Consider the following 16,135-nt stretch of genomic DNA (forward strand, 5'->3'; position numbering starts at 1 on the left):
TTTTGCGCGGGCTCACGTTGGGGCGGGTAGCAGTGCTCCGATCAGCACTCCACCCAGCTGACCGCCAGGCCGCCCCGTGAAGTTTCTTTGTATTTGTCATGCATATCGGCGCCGGTATCGCGCATGGTGCGGATGACCCGGTCGAGGGAGATGAAGTGTTTGCCGTCGCCGCGCAGGGCCATCTGCGTGGCGTTGATCGCCTTGACCGCCGCAATGGCATTGCGCTCGATGCACGGCACCTGCACCAGGCCACCGACCGGGTCGCAGGTCAGGCCGAGGTTGTGTTCCAGGCCGATTTCGGCAGCGTTTTCCAGTTGCTCCGGGGTGGCACCGAGGATATCGGCCAGGCCTGCGGCGGCCATGGCACAGGCCGAGCCCACTTCGCCCTGGCAGCCGACTTCGGCGCCGGAGATGGAGGCGTTTTTCTTGCAGAGGATACCGACGGCAGCGGCGGCCAGGAAGAAATTGACCACGTCGTCGTCAGACGCGTCGGCGTTGAATTTCATGTAGTAATGCAGCACTGCCGGGATAATTCCGGCCGCGCCATTGGTCGGGGCGGTGACCATGCGCCCGCCGGCGGCGTTTTCTTCGTTGACGGCGAGGGCGAACAGGTTGACCCATTCCATCGCCGACAAGGTCGAGGTGATCACATTGGGTTTGCCGATTTCCAGCAGGCTGCGATGCAGTTTCGCCGCCCTGCGCGGTACGTCCAGGCCGCCGGGCAGGATGCCTTCATCGCGCAGGCCCTGTTCCACGCATTCGCGCATCACCGACCAGATATGCAGCAGGCCGCTGCGGATCTCTTCATCGCTGCGCCACGCCCGTTCGTTGGCCATCATCAGCTCGGATACCCGCAGGCCGTGCTTGTTGCACAAGGCCAGCAGTTCTACGGCGCTGGAAAAGTCGTAGGGCAATTGCACGTCGCTGGTCGGCGCAATGCCTGATGCAGCTTCGGCGGCTTCGATGATGAAACCACCGCCCACCGAGTAATAGGTTTGTTCGCTCAGCAGGCCGCTGTCGCCATAGGCGTGCAAGGACATGGCGTTGGGGTGGTACGGCAGGCTTTCGTCCAGCAGCAGCAAGTCGGTGTGCCAGTTGAAAGTAATTGCCTGAGAGCCCGCCAGCAGCAATTGGCCGGACTCGCGCAGTTGCTGGATACGCGCATTGATCGAGGTGGGGTCGACGCGATCTGGCCATTCGCCCATCAAGCCCATGGCACAGGCGCGGTCGGTGGCATGGCCGACACCGGTAGCGGACAGCGAGCCATACAGGCGCACTTCGACGCGACGGGTTTGGCTGAGCAAATGCAGGTCGGTCAGGGCTTGGGCGAATGTCGCGGCAGCGCGCATCGGGCCAACGGTGTGGGAGCTGGAAGGGCCGATGCCCACCTTGAATAGATCGAAAACACTGATAGCCATGCTAAAGCCTTACAAGCAATGGAGTAGAAATCGCTGCCATGTTTTGTAGAGCAGGCGGAATTGGCGCGATACTGAGCCTCTGGATCGGTACTGACCAACGAATTATCCTAAGACACCCTTTAGCAGGACTAAACGCTATGACTCGCCCCCTCCATGGCCAGACCTATGTCTGGCTGCATGTGTTTTCCTGCGCTGCGCGGCATCTATCGTTCACCCGCTGCGCCGAGGAACTGCACATCACGCCGGGAGCGGTGAGCCAACAAATTCGCCAGCTAGAAGAGCGCCTGGGCTTTCGACTGTTTCATCGGCGTGCGCGAGGCGTTGAACTCAGCGCCGAGGGGCAGCGCCTGGCGGCCGTGGTGGGTGAGGCTTATGGCAGCATTGATGCCGAACTGCAGCGCCTGGACGCCGGGATGATCAGCGGCACCTTGCGCCTGCGTTCTATTCCCTCGTTTCTGGGCAAGTGGCTGACCCCGCGTCTGCCACGTTTTCAGCAGCGCTTTCCGGACATTCAACTGCGCATGGTCGCCGAAGACAGCAGCATCGCCCTGCATGAAGGCGACTTCGACCTGGCCATCGACCTCAACGACGGCAGCTACCCTGGCTTGTTATCCACAGCCCTGTTGGACGAACAGATATTCCCGGTGTGCGCCCCCAGCCTGTTGCGTGGCCGCCCACCCTTGCATGGCCCGGCGGACCTGGCCCATTTCCCGCTGCTGCACGACATCACGGCCTGGCGTGGGAGTTATGAATATGCCGAATGGGAGTTTTACCTCAATGCCATCGGCTACCACGGTGCCGACGTACGGCGCGGGCACACCTTCAACCGCAATCATCTGACTATCGAAGCCGCCATCGCCGGCATGGGCGTGGCGATTGCGCGGCGCACCTTGCTGAACGATGAGCTGGAGCGCGGCACCTTGATCGTGCCGTTCGGCCTGGCCGTGCCCAACCATAAACGCTACGTGCTGCTGTATGCGCCGGGCGCGTTGAACCATCCGGGCGTGCGTGCGGTGCATGACTGGCTGGTGGAGGAAGCGGGGGTTTTTCGCAGCTTGCACCCGTTGGGAGAGGGGCAATTGTGAGGAAAACAGAACGTAAGAAGTTGTAACTAACTCCCCACCCTACCAGCGTTTTTGCTCGTCGTCAGGGTTAATTTGTAATGTAGGATTTATCTTTGCAAAGGGGTTGAAATGTTTCAGCAGGTGCTCAATTGTGTAATCAAGAGGTCATGGTTTCACCACCCCGGTGTTGCAGTTTGTGACCTCTGGCGAGCTAGCTGAAATAAGGGAAGAACTATGCAAATCCAAGTCAATAGCGATAACCATATTGAAAGCAGCATCCGACTGGAGGAGTGGGTACGTACTACCATTGAGAGCACGCTCGAACGCTACGAAGAAGACCTGACCCGTGTAGAGGTCTACCTGCGAGACGAGAACGGCGACAAGCCCGGCCCTCACGATTTGAGTTGCCGCCTGGAAGCACGGCCTAAGGGCCATCAACCAGTTTCCGTGTGCCATAAAGCCGATACGCTGGAGCAAGCGATCGATGGCGCCGCAGTCAAGCTCGACCACGCACTGGAACATCTGTTTGGCAAACTGCAAGGCAAGCCGCGCGCTGCCGGTAAAAACCAGCCAATCAACAAAGTGAACGAAGACGCTTTGGAAGAGGAATTCCTGGAAAACGAAAACGCTGCCATTAACGGCTGATTTTTTCCATTCCCCCAATGAAAACGGGCCTGCACATGCAGGCCCGTTTTTCGTTCAGCGCTCGCGCCGGAAGAAATGCCGGCTCAGCAGCGCCAGCCCGCAGGCGCCCAACCCCGCAAACAGCATGGCCCAGCCGGCGCCGCTGCGCAGTGCTGTTTGCGCATCCAGGATGGTCAGCCCCGGGGCATCCAACTTGCCGGCGGCAATATGCTGGCTGAGGCTTGCCCACTCCATTGCCGTGCTGTCAGGCAGCACATGGGCCAGGTTGTGGCTGATCCCTAACAACAACACAAGGCCCATCAGCGCGATATTGATCGCCAGGGTGATCAGCCGTGCGCTGAAGTCGATGCCCGAGGCCATGCCTGCGCGGTCATTCGAGACGGCGCCGGTGGTGGTGTTGGTAGTGGGCGAATTGGTCAACGCCAGTCCGATACCGGCGATCACGCAACTGAGCAGCACCAGCGCCACGCTGGGTTGTTCGGCGTAATTAACGGCGGCCATTCCCATGAACCCTGCGCCCATTACCCCCAGGCCCAGGGGAATGATGCGTTCGGCGCCAAAGCGTAGGGCCAGGCGTTCGGCCAGCGGCGGTACCAGCAAAGTCGGCAAGGTGTAGGCGAGCAAGGCGGCGCCTGTGGTCAGCGTGTCGTAACCCAGGCCCGCCTGGAAGTACAACGGCAGGTAAATCATGAACGGCCAGAAGCTGAAGTTCATGCCGATCGAGCCCATCAACGCGCCATTGAAACGTTGGATGCGGAACACCGAGAAGTCGAACATCGGATGGGCGCTGCGCCGCTCAATCAAGATAAACAGCAGCAGCCCGAAGACCGACAGGCCAGCCCAGCCGAGCATCGCCGGGGCGCCAAAGCCGATTTCGCTGCCCTGGGTGATGAAATAAACCAGCGCAAACACCGTGAGTGTCATGGTCAGCATGCCGGCGATGTCGAGGCGATGGTTGGCCGGGTCGCGGGACTCCTGCACGCTGATGTGCAACAACGCCAAGGTGAACAGGGTCAGCGGTACATGCACCAGGAACACCCAGCGCCAGTCCGCCACGGCCAGGATCATGGCTCCCACCATCGGTCCGAAACCCAGGCCTACGCCAGCGATCACGCCCCATATCGCAAAGGCCCGCGCACGCGCCGCCGGCTCGCGGAACTGATGGGACAAGATCGCAAATTGGCAAATCATCATGGCCCCGGCGCCAATGCCCTGGACGAAACGCGCTGCGATCAGTGTTGGCGCATCGTTGGCCAAGCCACAGGCCAGCGAGGCCAGGGCGAATACCCACAGACACACCACCAGCACACGCCGACGACCGAAGCGATCCGCCAAGGTCCCCGCCGCCATCAGCACGCTGGTGCAGGCCAGGGTGTAGGCATTCATGATCCATTGGGCGTCTTGAAAGCCCGTGCCCAGTTCCTGTTCCAGCGTCGGCAGGATGACCGGCACGCTGGAGATTTCCAGGCCGAACATCAGGGCCACCAAGCAGACGGCGGTGAGGGCCAGGCCGTTCCTGGCGGTGCGCGGGGGAGTGAGGGCCGAGAGTGCGGCGGCGCGTGGCATACGACATTCCTTTCGAAAGCGGGAGGGGCTATTCTCTCGGGAATAAGGTTCCTTATTGGTGATAACTTTTCCACAAACAAGGGAATACAGGGCGACAATTAAGCATGGCTACCCCACGTTTTGATGGTGTCGAACTCTTTCTGCAGATTGTTGAAAGCGGCAACCTCACCGAAGCCGCCGAACGCCTGAACCTCACGCGTTCTGCGGTGGGCAAGGGCCTGGCGCGTCTGGAGGCGCGCCTGGGCACGTGCCTGTTACAGCGTTCCACCCGGCGCCAGCGGTTGACCGAGGACGGGCAGGCGTACTACGAGCATTGCCTGCGCGCATTGGCAGAGCTGGAGGCCGCCGAGTCCGTGTTGGAAAGCGGCCGCCAGCAACCTCGGGGGCGTTTGCGAGTGAGTGTGCCCCTGGCGTTTGGGCATCACTATGCCGCGCCAGCGTTGTGGGCCTTGCTGGATCGTTATCCGGAACTGGAAATCGACCTTTGTTTTTCCGACCGCATGATCGACTTGGTGCAGGAGGGCTTCGATATGGCCGTGCGCATCGGCCCGTTGCCCGACACCGACCGCCTGAGCGCACGGCGCCTGGGTCAGCAGGTCATGGGGCTGGCAGCGTCGCCGGCGTATTTGCAGCGCAAGGGTGCTATTGGCAGTATCGAAGACCTGGCCGCTCATCGTGGCATTGCCTACCGCAGCAACACCGCGCAGCGCTCGCGCCTGGCTTCGCCCTTGATCGTGGACGACCTCCAGGCGGTAGCCGATGCCGCCATCGCGGGCGTAGGCCTGGCCTGGTTGCCGAGTTGGTTGATTGCCCACTATGCGCTGCGCGGGCAGTTGCAGGCCGTGCTGCCCAGCTACCGTGAGCAACCTGCGCCGATCCATGTGATCTGGCCGACGGCGGCGCATATGCCGGCCAAGACGCGGTGTGCCATTGACGCGTTGGTGGCGGCCACCCCGAGTTGCCTGGCGGGCAGTTAGATCCTGAACATACTGAAAACCATCTGTAGGAGCGAGCTTGCTCGCGAAAAACGTCAACGATAACGCGTGTTTGCTGAATGAACGCGGCGCCTGTGAGTTTTTCGCGAGCAAGCTCGCTCCTACAAAATACAGTTAGAACGCGATAGAGGTTTGTACATACACCGTACGCGGCTCACCCACGTACTTGCCCTTGTTGTTGTCATCGAACGAGCGGGTGTAGTACTGCTTGTTGAAGATGTTCTTCACCCCCACCGCCACATTCAAGTCCGACAACTGCGGGCCGAAATCGTAGGCTGCGCGGCTGCTGAACAGCATGTAGCCGGGGATGCGCCCATTGGCACCGTCGGCGCTTTCGGCCTGGGTGTTGGCGTTGTCGGCGAACTGGCTGCTCTGGTAACTGCTGTCCACATTCAGCTTCCAAGGGCCTTCGGTGTAACCCACGCCGAGGGTGCCTTTGTGCTTGGAGGAGAAGGGCACGCGGTTGCCTTTGTTGGGGCCGTCTTCGCGGATGGTCGCATCCACATAGGCGTAGGTGGCGTACACATCGAAGCCGGCCAGTGCGGGGCTCAGGCCGTCGAGGGCGTAGTTGATGCTCGACTCGATGCCTTGGTGGCGAGTTTCACCGCGGGCGATCACGGTGTCGTTGGTCTGGTTGCTGTCGTACTGGTTGTCGAAGTTGATCAGGAATGCGCCGATTTCTGCGCGCAAGCTGCCGTTGTCGTAGCGCGTGCCGAGTTCCCAGGTGCGGGCTTTTTCCGGTTTCACTTCGCCACTGTTCACACGGTTGGGCATCTGGCTGTACTGCACGCTGCCGAACGAGCCTTCGGTGTTGGCGTAGAGGTTCCAATCATCGGTGAGGTGATAGAGCACGTTCAGCGCTGGCAGTGCGGTGTTGTAGTCGCCCTTGTATTTGACGTTGCTCAGGTTGTTAGTCTGCTGGGACTCGATCATCTCGTAGCGAATGCCTGGGGTGATGGTCCACTTGCCGATGTCGATGCGGTCGTCGATGAAGAACGCATTGGCTTCGGTGCCGCCGCGCGTGTCGCGGTCGTTGCGGCTGTTGGTGGTGGGGATTTGCTGGTTGACGGCAATCGGCGTGCGGTAGCGCAGCTCGTGGCCGGCTTCATTGATGTAGCGGTAGCCAACACCCACTTCGTGGCTGGTGGGGCCGAGGTCGAAGCCCTGGGCGAAGCGCGTTTCCAGGCCACGTACCCAATATTCCCGTGGCGACAGCGACAGGAAGCTGCCTTGGTCCAGGTAGCCGCTGCGCAGGGTCTTGGTGAAGAAACTGTTGACCGTGAATTCGCGGCGGTCCTGCTCGTAGCGATAGCCCACATTGAACATCGTGCGGCGGCCCCAGAACTTGTCATACGGGCGGGTGGACTGGTACGGATCAGCCTTGTAGTCCTTGACGTTCAAACCGCCCGGCATGTCGGCTTGGCCTTCGTAGTACTGCGCCATGGCGTTGAAGCTATTGGCGTCGTCCAACTGGTATTTGCCCTTGAGGATCAGGTCGTCGATGCGCGTGTTGCTGTTTTCGCGCCAGTCGCCGCCGCGGGTGCCGGAGTACAGCAGCGCGCCACCCAACCCATTGTCGGCGGTGCCGCCAGCCAGCAAGTTGCCGGTGGTCTTGAAGCCGTCGTGGCTGGAGGAGGGGCTGGTCTCGGTCTGCAAACCACCCTTGACCGTCGGCGCATCCGGGATGGCACGGGTGACGAAGTTGACGATGCCACCGACGTTTTGCGGGCCATAGCGCACCGCACCGCCGCCACGTACTACATCCACCGCGTCCATATTGCCCATGCTGATCGGTGCGAAGGAGAGTTGCGGCTGGCCGTAAGGCGCGAAGGGCACCGGGATGCCATCCATCAGCACGGTGGAGCGCGACGCCAGGCGCGGGTTGAGCCCGCGAATGCCGAAGTTCAGCGCCATGTCGTGGCTACCGGTGCCGTTGTTGTCCGGGGCGTTGACGCCAGGGATGCGGTTGAGCACATCGCGGGCCTGGGTGGCGCCCTGGCGTTCGAATTCTTCACGGCGGATCACATCTCGGGCGCCGGGGTGTTCGAACACGTTGGTTTGCGCCGCGTCTCCGAGCCAGTCGCCGACCACGTTGGAGGTCTGCAACTCCAGTGTGGCGGGGGCGCCGGCCGGTTGCAGGCTGTAGGCGTTATCCCCCTCGGCGCGGGCTTGCAGGCCGGTGCCCTCCAGTAGTTTTTGCAGGCCCTCGGCAGTGCTGTAGCTGCCCGATAACCCAGGGCTTTGCATCCCTGCCGTCACGGCGGAGCCGAAGGACACCAGTACGCCTGCTTCACGACCGAATTGATTCAGGGCTGCTTCCAGGGTGGTCGGGGCGATATGGTACGCCTTGGCGTCGGCTGCCATAACCGCCGGCAGTGTGGTCAGGCTGAGACTGGCACCGAGCAGGAGTTGGCGCAGTGTACGGGCGAGAAGCGTCGGGTGCTGGGGCATGAAGGGCGGTCCTGAGAAGGAAGGATCAAGGTGGCTTTCCTTCTCTGTCACGCCAGGTGCGGAAAACGGCTCACAGCTGCAAAAAATATTTCGAGCTCACCGCCCACTGTAGGAGCGAGCTTGCTCGCGAAGGTCGTCAACGATCACGCGGGTTGTCTGGTTTAACGCGGTGGGTTGAGGTTTTTCGCGAGCAAGCTCGCTCCTACAAAAAGCGCTATGCATCACGCACGTGCCTGCACGGTCACCCAATAACGGGTAAAGCGCCGTACTTTCACCGGCAGGCTGATCTCCAGCAGGTCGAGGATGCGTTCGCTGTCATCCAGTGGGTAACTGCCGGACAGCAGCAGGTTGGCGACTTGTGGATCGCAATGGAGCTGGCCGCGACGGTAGCGTCCCAATTCATTGAGGAAGTCTTCCAGGCGCATGTGTGCGGCCACCAGCATGCCGTCGGCCCAGGCGCCGCTGTTGGCGTCGGTGGGGCGCGGGGTGTCCCAGCCTTTGCGGGTGAAATTGACTTGGTGCGCGGCGTCGACACTAAGCGGCAGGCCGTTGTAGCGGTTGGGCATCACCTCGACCTGACCGGCCAGTACCGCCAGTTGGGTGTGGTCGTTGAACTGGCGCACAGTCAAGCGCGCCGCCGGGCTGCTGAGCAGGCCCTGGCCGGTCAGCACGTGCAACGGCGCCTGGCCTGCACGGGCGGTGAGCAGGATTTCACCTTCAAGCAGGCGCACCAGGCGCTGTTGGCCGTCGAAATGCACATCCACCGCGCTGCCGGTGTTGAGCTGCAACTGGCTGCCGTCGGCCAGTTGTACTGTGCGGCGCTGGCCCACCGGGCTGCGATAGTCAGCCGTCAACGGCGGCAAGATATGTTGCTGGCGCAGGCTCCAGGCGGCGGCCGAACCGGCACCCAGAATCAACAGCAATTTAAGCGCCTGACGCCGGCTGGTGGAGGTGGGCGCGTTCAACGCCGCGTGGGCCAGGGGCGAGGGCACGCCGCGCAGGCGTTGGTTGACGCGCTGGATCTGCTCCCACGCGCGTTGGTGTTCGCTGTGGGCATTCAACCATTGCTGCCAGGCCGCCTGTTGGCGTGGGTTGAGCGCGCCTTGCTGCATTTCCAGCAACCAGTGCACGGCTTGTTCGGCGACTTGGCTGGAGACATTCATAGGGCGAAGTAGCAGCGCATGGCCGCTTTGGTCAGGTGGCGTTTGACCGTGGCGATGGAGATGCCCAGTTGCGCGCCGATTTGCGCGTAGGTCAGGCCGTCGAGTTGGGCCAGCAGGAAGGCGCGTTTGACCTGCTTGGGCAAGCCGTCGAGCAGTTGGTCCAGTTCCAGCAGGGTCTGCAGGATGATTGCGCGGTCTTCTTCCGACGGCGCCACGTGTTCGGGCATCTGCGCCAAGGCCTCGAGGTAGGCGCGCTCCAGGTCCTGGCGGCGGTAGAAGTTGAACAGCACACGCTTGGCCACGGTGGTGAGGAAGGCGCGCGGCTCGATCAGCGTTGGCGCTTCCCGGGCACTGAGCACGCGGATAAAGGTGTCCTGAGCCAGGTCGGCGGCGTTTTCCGGGCAGCCGAGCTTGCGTCGCAACCAGCCGGTGAGCCAGTGGTGATGGTCGTTGTACAACACTTCGACGGGGTTGGACGGCTGCAACGCGATCACTCCACAAGCATTCGACATGCTTTAGAGAACAAGAATTGTTCGCATTGTAGGGCGCATGACAAGGTTCGGCAATCGGCCAAGGCAGGTGATTCATCCGTTCTCTTTTGCTTATGAGAATATTTATCATTAATATTGCGCGCTGATGAACCAGGCGCCTGCCGCATGAAAAGCAAAACCTCATTGCCCGTGTCCTACCGCCTCGCCGTCACCTCGCGCGTGCTGGCGGCGGTGATTGGCGGTTACCTGATGGCTTCCCTGGCCGCCATTTGCCTGGCGCTCTGGCTGCCCACCTCCCGTGCCGATGCGGTGGTCACCGGCATGATGAGTTCCTTTGTGTTCTACCTGCTGGCGGTGCTCTGGTGTTTTGCCTGCCGCACGGCATGGCGCGCCTGGGCAGGGGTGATGGTGCCGAGCGCACTCTTGGCCACCCTGGCCGGCATCGGTTTTTGGATGGCTCGCACATGAAAGAGGGCTTTCGCCAGGCCATGGCCTGGCTGCACACCTGGGCAGGCTTGATCTTCGGCTGGCTGCTGTTCGCGATTTTCCTGACCGGCACCCTGGCCTATTTCAAAGATGAAATAACCCACTGGATGCAGCCCGAAGTGCAGGCCCATCCCCTGGACAATGAGCGCAGCCTCGCCGTCGCGCAAAACTATCTGCAACAGCAGGCGCCTACCGCCGCACGCTGGTTCATTACCTTGCCGAACCGCCGCGACCCCGGCTTGTCGGTGATGTGGCAAGACAAGGTCGAGCCCGGCAAGCGCGGCACTTTCATCCAGAAAGTCCTCGACCCCGTCACCGGCCAACCGGTGCAGGCCCGGGAAAGCAAGGGCGGTGAGTTCTTCTATCGCTTCCACTTCCAACTGCAAATGCCTTACCCGTGGGGCCGCTGGCTGTCGACCATCGCTGCCATGGTGATGTTCGTCGCGCTGATCACGGGCATCATCACCCACAAGAAAATCTTCAAGGACTTCTTCACCTTCCGCCCGCGCAAAGGCCAGCGCTCCTGGCTGGACGGGCATAACGCGGTGGGTGTGCTGGTGCTGCCGTTTCACCTGATGATCACCTACAGCAGCCTGGTGATTTTCATGAGCATGGTCATGCCCGCGCCCATCGTGGCGTCCTACGGTGACGACAGCCGGGCGTTTTTCAGTGAGCTGTTCCCCGCTACTGACAATGCGCCGGCCCTCGGCCAGCCGGGCAAACTGCTGCCGTTGATGCCGATGTACCAGCAGGCGCGGGAGCAGTGGGCAGGTGGTCATGTAGGGCGTGTGGCGGTCAACAACCCTGGCGATGTCAACGCCTCGGTCAATGTGTTCCGCGCCGGCTCCGACAGCGTAGTGCATGCGTCGGGCAGTACGTTGTCGTTTAGCGGCACCACTGGCGAGCTGTTGCGGGCCAGTGCCGAGCCATCGTTGCCAGCGGTCGTTGGTGGCAGTTTCTACGGTTTGCACATGGGCCATTTCGCCGGCCCGGTGCTGCGCTGGCTGTACTTTATCTGCGGCCTGGCGGGCACGGCGATGATCGGCACAGGCTTGGTGATCTGGCTGGGCAAACGTCAGCTCAAACACGCCAAGGCCTCGGTGATGCCCTTTGAACTGCGTTTGGTGGAGGTGCTGAATATCGCCAGCATGTCCGGATTGATGATCGCCATTGCAGCGTTTTTCTGGGCCAACCGCCTGCTGCCGGTGAGCTTCACCGAGCGTTCGGACTGGGAAGTGCAGGCGTTCTTTATCGCCTGGGGCCTGAGCCTGTTGCACGCCTTGCTGCGGCGCGGTCGCCAGGGCTGGGTCGAGCAACTGAGCCTCGGCGCGCTATTGTTTGCCGCCATTCCATTGCTTAACGCCATCACCACCTCGCACCACTTGGGCGTCTCCGTGCCAAGTGGCGACTGGGCCATGGCCGGCTTCGACCTCACCTGCCTGGCGAGTGGCGTGTTCCTCGCCTGGGCAGCCTGGACGATGCACCACCGCAGCGCGCCGCTACCCAAGGCCGAGCGTGCCCGCGGGTTAACACTCAAGCAGCAGGCCAACTGATGCTTCTGGCGCTATTGATGTGCTACGCCGGGTTCATGGCACTGTGCTTGTCCACCGACCGTCACCACGGCGAACTGCTGCACAGCAAACCCACGCCCATTCGGCGCTTGGGGTTGCGGGTGGGCGGTTGGTTGCTGCTGGGCGTGTCGATCTGGCCATCGGTGCTGGGCGCCGGTTGGAGTCAGGGCCTGGTGGAGTGGTGCGCGGTGTTGATGCTCAGCGCCTTGCTACTGGTGTTGCTGTTGCCGTATCGGCCGAGGCTGGCCTTGATCCTCGCGGGGCTCGCTCTTCTGGCCAGCCCTGTTGCGGCGTTCGCCCTCTCTTGAGCCGGCCATGAGGACCCAACCACCGCAATCTTCTCAGGACACTCCGCACCCGGATGCAGCGGGTGGACGCGCGCATTTCCTGCAGGTGTTTTTGTCCCAGCGCTCGCAAATGGAGGCGTTGGTCAGCCGCCGTGTGGGTTGCCGCGCCACGGCAGCCGACCTGGTGCAGGATCTGTTCCTGCGCTTCTGGCGTCGCCCGCTGGTGCAGGTCGAAGAGCTGAGCACCTACCTGCTGCGCTGCGCCGGCAACATCGCCATCGACCACCTGCGCAGCGAAAGCGCACGGGCGCGCAGCAGCGAAGGCTGGCTACCGGAACAATCCGACCACCAAGGCTGCGAACCCCAGGCAGCGCTGGAGGCGGGCAATGATCTGCGTCATGTGGAAGCCGCCTTGCGCAGCTTGCCCGAGCGCACCCGCCAGATTTTCCTGCTTAACCGCATCCACGGGCGCAAGTACACCGAAATTGCCAAGGCCATGGGCCTGTCCCAAAGCGCCGTGGAAAAACATATGATGCGCGCCCTCGAAGCCTGCAAGGCCAGCCTTCGCGAACCATCGCCTCCACGCACGCCAGGGAACGCCCCGTGAACGTCACGCCCACGCCCGCCCAGGAACAGGCCGCGCTCGATTGGTTGTGCCTGCTGCATGACCAGCCCAGCAGCGGCGACCAGGCCACGTTCAGCCGCTGGTTACGCGCAGATCCCGCACACGTCGAGGCATACTCCCAAGCCCAGGTGCTCTGGGAATTAAGCGAAGTACCGGCGCGCCAGCTGGCCGACGAGGACGCGCTCGCGTTGCAGGGCTACCTCAACACGATCAACGCCTCCAAACGCTCCCGGGTAGCGCGTTGGTCTGGTGCCTTGGCCGTCGCCGCCTGCTTGCTGCTGATGGTGTCGATGGGCGTCGGTTGGCAGCCGTCACGCTGGGTCGATGAGTGGGGCGCCGATTATGTGACGGCGCCGGGGGAGGTGAAGACCTTCACCCTGGCCGATCAATCCAAGGTCACCCTCGACGCCGACAGCGCCATCGCCGTGGATTTCAGCCAGGGCGAACGGCACATCCAATTGCGCCGTGGTGCAGGTTTTTTCAGCGTGACCCACACCGGCCAACCCTTCGTGGTGGAGGCGAGCGGCGGTGAAACGCGAGTACTGGGAACTCAGTTTGAAGTGCGCCTGCAACCTGACGGCGCCGAGGTCACTGTGCTGTCCGGCCGTGTGGGCGTGACTCCCTCCAAACAGGGCCAGCAACAGGTGCTGACAGCAGGCCAGCAAGTGGCCTACGCCGATGGTATTGCCGACCCTTTGCATGGGGTCGACAGCGCCTCACGCCTGGCCTGGCGCGAGGGTTGGCTCAACTACTACAAGGCCCCCCTGGCCGATGTGGTCGAGGACCTGAGGCGTTATTACCCCGGTCGAATTCTTCTGCTTAACGAGGACATGGCCGCAAAACGCGTCAGCGGCAGCTTTCCGAGCCAGGACCCTGTAGCGGTCTTGAACGCCTTGCAAGCGGTGCTGGGTTTTGAACAGCACAGCCTGTTGGGCCGCATGATTGTGCTGCGCTAGGGCTGCGTTGGGGTTTTCGCTGCTGAATCTGTCAGGCAAGAAATACCTCAGCTCGACACGCTCGGCGATGGTGTCGCTGGAGGCCAATTTTAAATCACACCCCAGAGCTCGATGCGCAGAGCAGACTTGTGTGGGAGCTGGCTTGCCTGCGATAGCGGTGTGTCAGTCACAGGTATTGAACCTGTTACACCGCCATCGCAGGCAAGCCAGCTCCTACATTTGATTGGGTGTTACTTCAGGGCGGCCATGATTGCTTCGGGGTTGTAGTCGCGAATCAAGGTGCCGTTCACGTCCACAAACGGAATCCCGCCACCGCCCAGCGCCTCATACGCCTTGCGCGCCTTGGCATCCTTCTCGATATCGACGGCTTGGTACGGGATACCCTTCTGGTCCAGAAAACGCCGGATCTGCTTGCAGTACCCACACCACTCGGTGGCATAGAGCACCACCCGCGCAGAGGCACGTACGTGCTCGGGCGCCACCTGGGACGGGTTGAACAGCCGCTCCACCTTGCCCCAGTTCTGGATCGCAACCACCACCAGCAACACCAGCAGGACTTTCTTGAGCACCCCGCCCAGCATCAGTTACGGCGCTTGAGCTGGTCGGTCAGTTGGGTCGGCAGGCCCTTGATGATCAAGGTGCCGGCGGCTTCGTCGTACTCGATCTTGTCGCCCAGCAGGTGCGCTTCAAAGCTGATGGACAGGCCCTCGGCGCGCCCGGTGAAGCGGCGGAACTGGTTGAGGGTGCGTTTGTCGGCCGGAATCTCCGGCGACAGGCCGTAATCCTTGTTGCGGATATGGTCGTAGAAGGCTTTTGGCCGATCCTCATCGATCAGCCCGGAGAGCTCTTCCAGGCCCATGGGTTCGCCGAGCTTGGCCTGGCTGCTGGCGTAGTCCACCAGGGTCTTGGTTTTCTCGCGGGCGGACTCGTCGGGCAGGTCTTCGCTTTCAACGAAGTCACTGAACGCCTTGAGCAGGGTGCGGGTTTCGCCCGGGCCATCCACGCCTTCCTGGCAGCCGATAAAGTCGCGGAAGTACTCCGAGACCTTCTTGCCGTTCTTGCCTTTGATGAAGGAGATGTACTGCTTGGACTGCTTGTTGTTCTGCCACTCGGAGACGTTGATACGCGCCGCCAGGTGCAGTTGGCCCAGGTCCAGGTGACGCGAGGGCGTCACGTCCAGCTCGTCGGTCACTGCCACGCCTTCGCTGTGGTGCAGCAGGGCGATAGCCAGGTAGTCGGTCATGCCTTGCTGGTAATGGGCAAACAGCACATGGCCGCCGGTGGAGAGGTTGGATTCCTCCATCAGCTTTTGCAGGTGCTCTACCGCCGTGCGGCTGAAGGTGGTGAAGTCCTGGCCACCGTCAAAGTATTCCTTCAACCAACCGCTGAACGGGTGCGCGCCGGACTCGGCATGGAAGAAACCCCAGGCCTTGCCTTGTTTGGCGTTGTAGCTCTCGTTGAGGTCGGCAAGCATGTTCTCGATGGCGGCGGACTCGGACAGCTCCGAGTCGCGGGCGTGAAGAACTGCGGGTGTGCCGTCGGGTTTTTTGTCGATCAGGTGGACGATGCAATGACGGATCGGCATAGGCTTCTCGGCTGGTTGAAGGGGAGCGGTTGGCCTCCCCGAAAAGTCGCCCAGTGTACCGCACCCATTGGTCAAGACGTGCCCCGAACGGCATTTTGCACGCCCTCCCACTGGCCATATGCCTTTTTTTCACGGTTTAGAGCGATAAAGCTGACCAAATGGGTATGTTGAGGCGGATATTTCCCCGTCTCTGTGCTAGTTTTGCCCCGTCTTACGCCAAGTCTCGGCGTTAAGCGTGCATTCAGCATTTGTCAGGTCGAACCAATCCCCGTTTCAAGCATCTATAACCCCGATCTCCGTGGTTATGGCCGGGGATGCCAGGCCATGACGGTCGGGCTCGACGGCTGACACTGCACTCTGCAATCCATATGAATTTGATAGGGAAGGAACACCACAATGGCTATTACTAAAGACCAACTGATCGCTGACCTGGCTGAAGCAGTAGACGCACCGAAAACTACCGTGCGCGCTCTGCTGGACCAACTGAGCCAAGTTGTTGCTGATCAGCTGGAAAATGGCGGCGAAATCACTCTGCCAGGCGTTGGCAAACTGAAAGTGACCGAGCGTCCTGCCCGTACTGGCCGTAACCCTTCGACTGGCGCTGCCATCGAAATCGCTGCCAAGAAAGTTATCAAGCTGGTTGTGGCTAAAGGCCTGACCGACGCTGTTAACAAGTAAGACGCAGCAAAAAAACCGTGCTTCGGAGTGATCCGGGCACGGTTTTTTATTGCCTGCGATTTTATTGTAGAGCGCGGTTATTGTGGCGAGGGAGCTTGCTCCCGCTGGAGTGCGCAGCGCTCCCAGGATTTTGGGGCCGCTGCGCTGCCCAGCG

Annotated in this window: 16 protein-coding genes; 9 read left to right on the top strand and 7 right to left on the bottom strand. The window is 61.6% G+C overall.

Annotation, left to right across the window (positions count from 1 at the left end; all coding sequences use genetic code 11):
* Positions 1-41: 41 nt before the first annotated feature.
* On the bottom strand, positions 42-1,418 hold the full coding sequence (locus APH41_RS20550; protein ID WP_054921101.1) for an L-serine ammonia-lyase: 1,377 nt from the start codon (positions 1,416-1,418) through the stop codon (positions 42-44).
* A gap of 137 nt (positions 1,419-1,555) precedes the next feature.
* Between APH41_RS20550 and APH41_RS20555 the strand changes: the two genes are divergently transcribed.
* A complete protein-coding gene (locus APH41_RS20555; RefSeq protein WP_034128671.1) occupies positions 1,556-2,503 on the top strand; it encodes a LysR substrate-binding domain-containing protein in 948 nt (315 codons plus the stop codon).
* Between the two features lie 213 nt (positions 2,504-2,716).
* Positions 2,717-3,127, top strand: a complete 411-nt coding sequence (locus tag APH41_RS20560; protein ID WP_003188815.1) for an HPF/RaiA family ribosome-associated protein — start codon at positions 2,717-2,719, stop codon at positions 3,125-3,127.
* A 54-nt stretch (positions 3,128-3,181) separates the two neighbouring features.
* Here the strand turns inward: APH41_RS20560 and APH41_RS20565 are convergent, their stop codons facing one another.
* Positions 3,182-4,693, bottom strand: coding sequence for an MFS transporter (locus APH41_RS20565; protein WP_054921104.1), 1,512 nt, complete (start codon positions 4,691-4,693; stop codon positions 3,182-3,184).
* A 104-nt stretch (positions 4,694-4,797) separates the two neighbouring features.
* Between APH41_RS20565 and APH41_RS20570 the strand changes: the two genes are divergently transcribed.
* The gene (locus tag APH41_RS20570) at positions 4,798-5,670 is read left to right on the top strand and encodes a LysR family transcriptional regulator (RefSeq protein WP_054897742.1); all 873 of its coding nucleotides are present in this window, start codon (positions 4,798-4,800) and stop codon (positions 5,668-5,670) included.
* Between the two features lie 132 nt (positions 5,671-5,802).
* On the opposite strand, the gene fecA is transcribed toward APH41_RS20570, so the two are convergent.
* The 3 genes from fecA to APH41_RS20585 all read right to left on the bottom strand — a co-directional run bounded on the left by fecA (position 5,803) and on the right by APH41_RS20585 (position 9,787).
* Complete coding sequence (gene fecA, locus APH41_RS20575; protein ID WP_054921107.1) at positions 5,803-8,139, bottom strand: TonB-dependent Fe(3+) dicitrate receptor FecA; 2,337 nt, start codon at positions 8,137-8,139, stop codon at positions 5,803-5,805.
* Between the two features lie 221 nt (positions 8,140-8,360).
* On the bottom strand, positions 8,361-9,302 hold the full coding sequence (locus APH41_RS20580; protein ID WP_054897744.1) for a FecR domain-containing protein: 942 nt from the start codon (positions 9,300-9,302) through the stop codon (positions 8,361-8,363).
* Entirely contained in the window at positions 9,299-9,787 is a 489-nt protein-coding gene (locus APH41_RS20585; protein ID WP_014717061.1) for a sigma-70 family RNA polymerase sigma factor, read from the bottom strand. Before APH41_RS20585 ends, APH41_RS20580 begins: the two co-directional genes overlap by 4 nt.
* Positions 9,788-9,958: 171 nt before the next feature.
* Here APH41_RS20585 and APH41_RS20590 point away from each other — a divergent pair, with 171 nt between their 5' ends.
* Genes APH41_RS20590 through APH41_RS20610 form a run of 5 tightly spaced genes read left to right on the top strand, consistent with a single transcriptional unit; the run spans position 9,959 to position 13,718 of the window.
* Positions 9,959-10,261 carry a DUF3649 domain-containing protein gene (locus APH41_RS20590; protein WP_014717062.1) on the top strand — a complete coding sequence of 101 codons (303 nt, stop codon included), beginning with the start codon at positions 9,959-9,961 and terminating at the stop codon, positions 10,259-10,261.
* A complete protein-coding gene (locus APH41_RS20595; protein ID WP_054921110.1) occupies positions 10,258-11,832 on the top strand; it encodes a PepSY domain-containing protein in 1,575 nt (524 codons plus the stop codon). Before APH41_RS20590 ends, APH41_RS20595 begins: the two co-directional genes overlap by 4 nt.
* The gene (locus APH41_RS20600; protein WP_034128665.1) at positions 11,832-12,158 is read left to right on the top strand and encodes a DUF3325 domain-containing protein; all 327 of its coding nucleotides are present in this window, start codon (positions 11,832-11,834) and stop codon (positions 12,156-12,158) included. Before APH41_RS20595 ends, APH41_RS20600 begins: the two co-directional genes overlap by 1 nt.
* A 7-nt stretch (positions 12,159-12,165) precedes the next feature.
* A complete protein-coding gene (locus APH41_RS20605) occupies positions 12,166-12,744 on the top strand; it encodes an RNA polymerase sigma factor (protein WP_054897746.1) in 579 nt (192 codons plus the stop codon).
* Positions 12,741-13,718 carry a FecR family protein gene (locus tag APH41_RS20610; RefSeq protein ID WP_054897747.1) on the top strand — a complete coding sequence of 326 codons (978 nt, stop codon included), beginning with the start codon at positions 12,741-12,743 and terminating at the stop codon, positions 13,716-13,718. Before APH41_RS20605 ends, APH41_RS20610 begins: the two co-directional genes overlap by 4 nt.
* Before the next feature lie 230 nt (positions 13,719-13,948).
* On the opposite strand, the gene APH41_RS20615 is transcribed toward APH41_RS20610, so the two are convergent.
* The gene (locus APH41_RS20615) at positions 13,949-14,299 is read right to left on the bottom strand and encodes a glutaredoxin family protein (RefSeq protein ID WP_054921114.1); all 351 of its coding nucleotides are present in this window, start codon (positions 14,297-14,299) and stop codon (positions 13,949-13,951) included.
* Positions 14,299-15,303, bottom strand: a complete 1,005-nt coding sequence (gene yejK, locus APH41_RS20620; RefSeq protein WP_003171997.1) for a nucleoid-associated protein YejK — start codon at positions 15,301-15,303, stop codon at positions 14,299-14,301. The genes APH41_RS20615 and yejK overlap by 1 nt, the downstream gene beginning before the upstream one ends.
* A gap of 396 nt (positions 15,304-15,699) precedes the next feature.
* Here yejK and APH41_RS20625 point away from each other — a divergent pair, with 396 nt between their 5' ends.
* Positions 15,700-15,981 carry an HU family DNA-binding protein gene (locus APH41_RS20625; RefSeq protein ID WP_003188840.1) on the top strand — a complete coding sequence of 94 codons (282 nt, stop codon included), beginning with the start codon at positions 15,700-15,702 and terminating at the stop codon, positions 15,979-15,981.
* Positions 15,982-16,135 lie beyond the last annotated feature (154 nt).

Origin of the sequence: Pseudomonas sp. NBRC 111138 (genome assembly GCF_001320835.1) — a bacterium.
In the GTDB taxonomy this organism is placed as follows: domain Bacteria; phylum Pseudomonadota; class Gammaproteobacteria; order Pseudomonadales; family Pseudomonadaceae; genus Aquipseudomonas; species Aquipseudomonas paracarnis.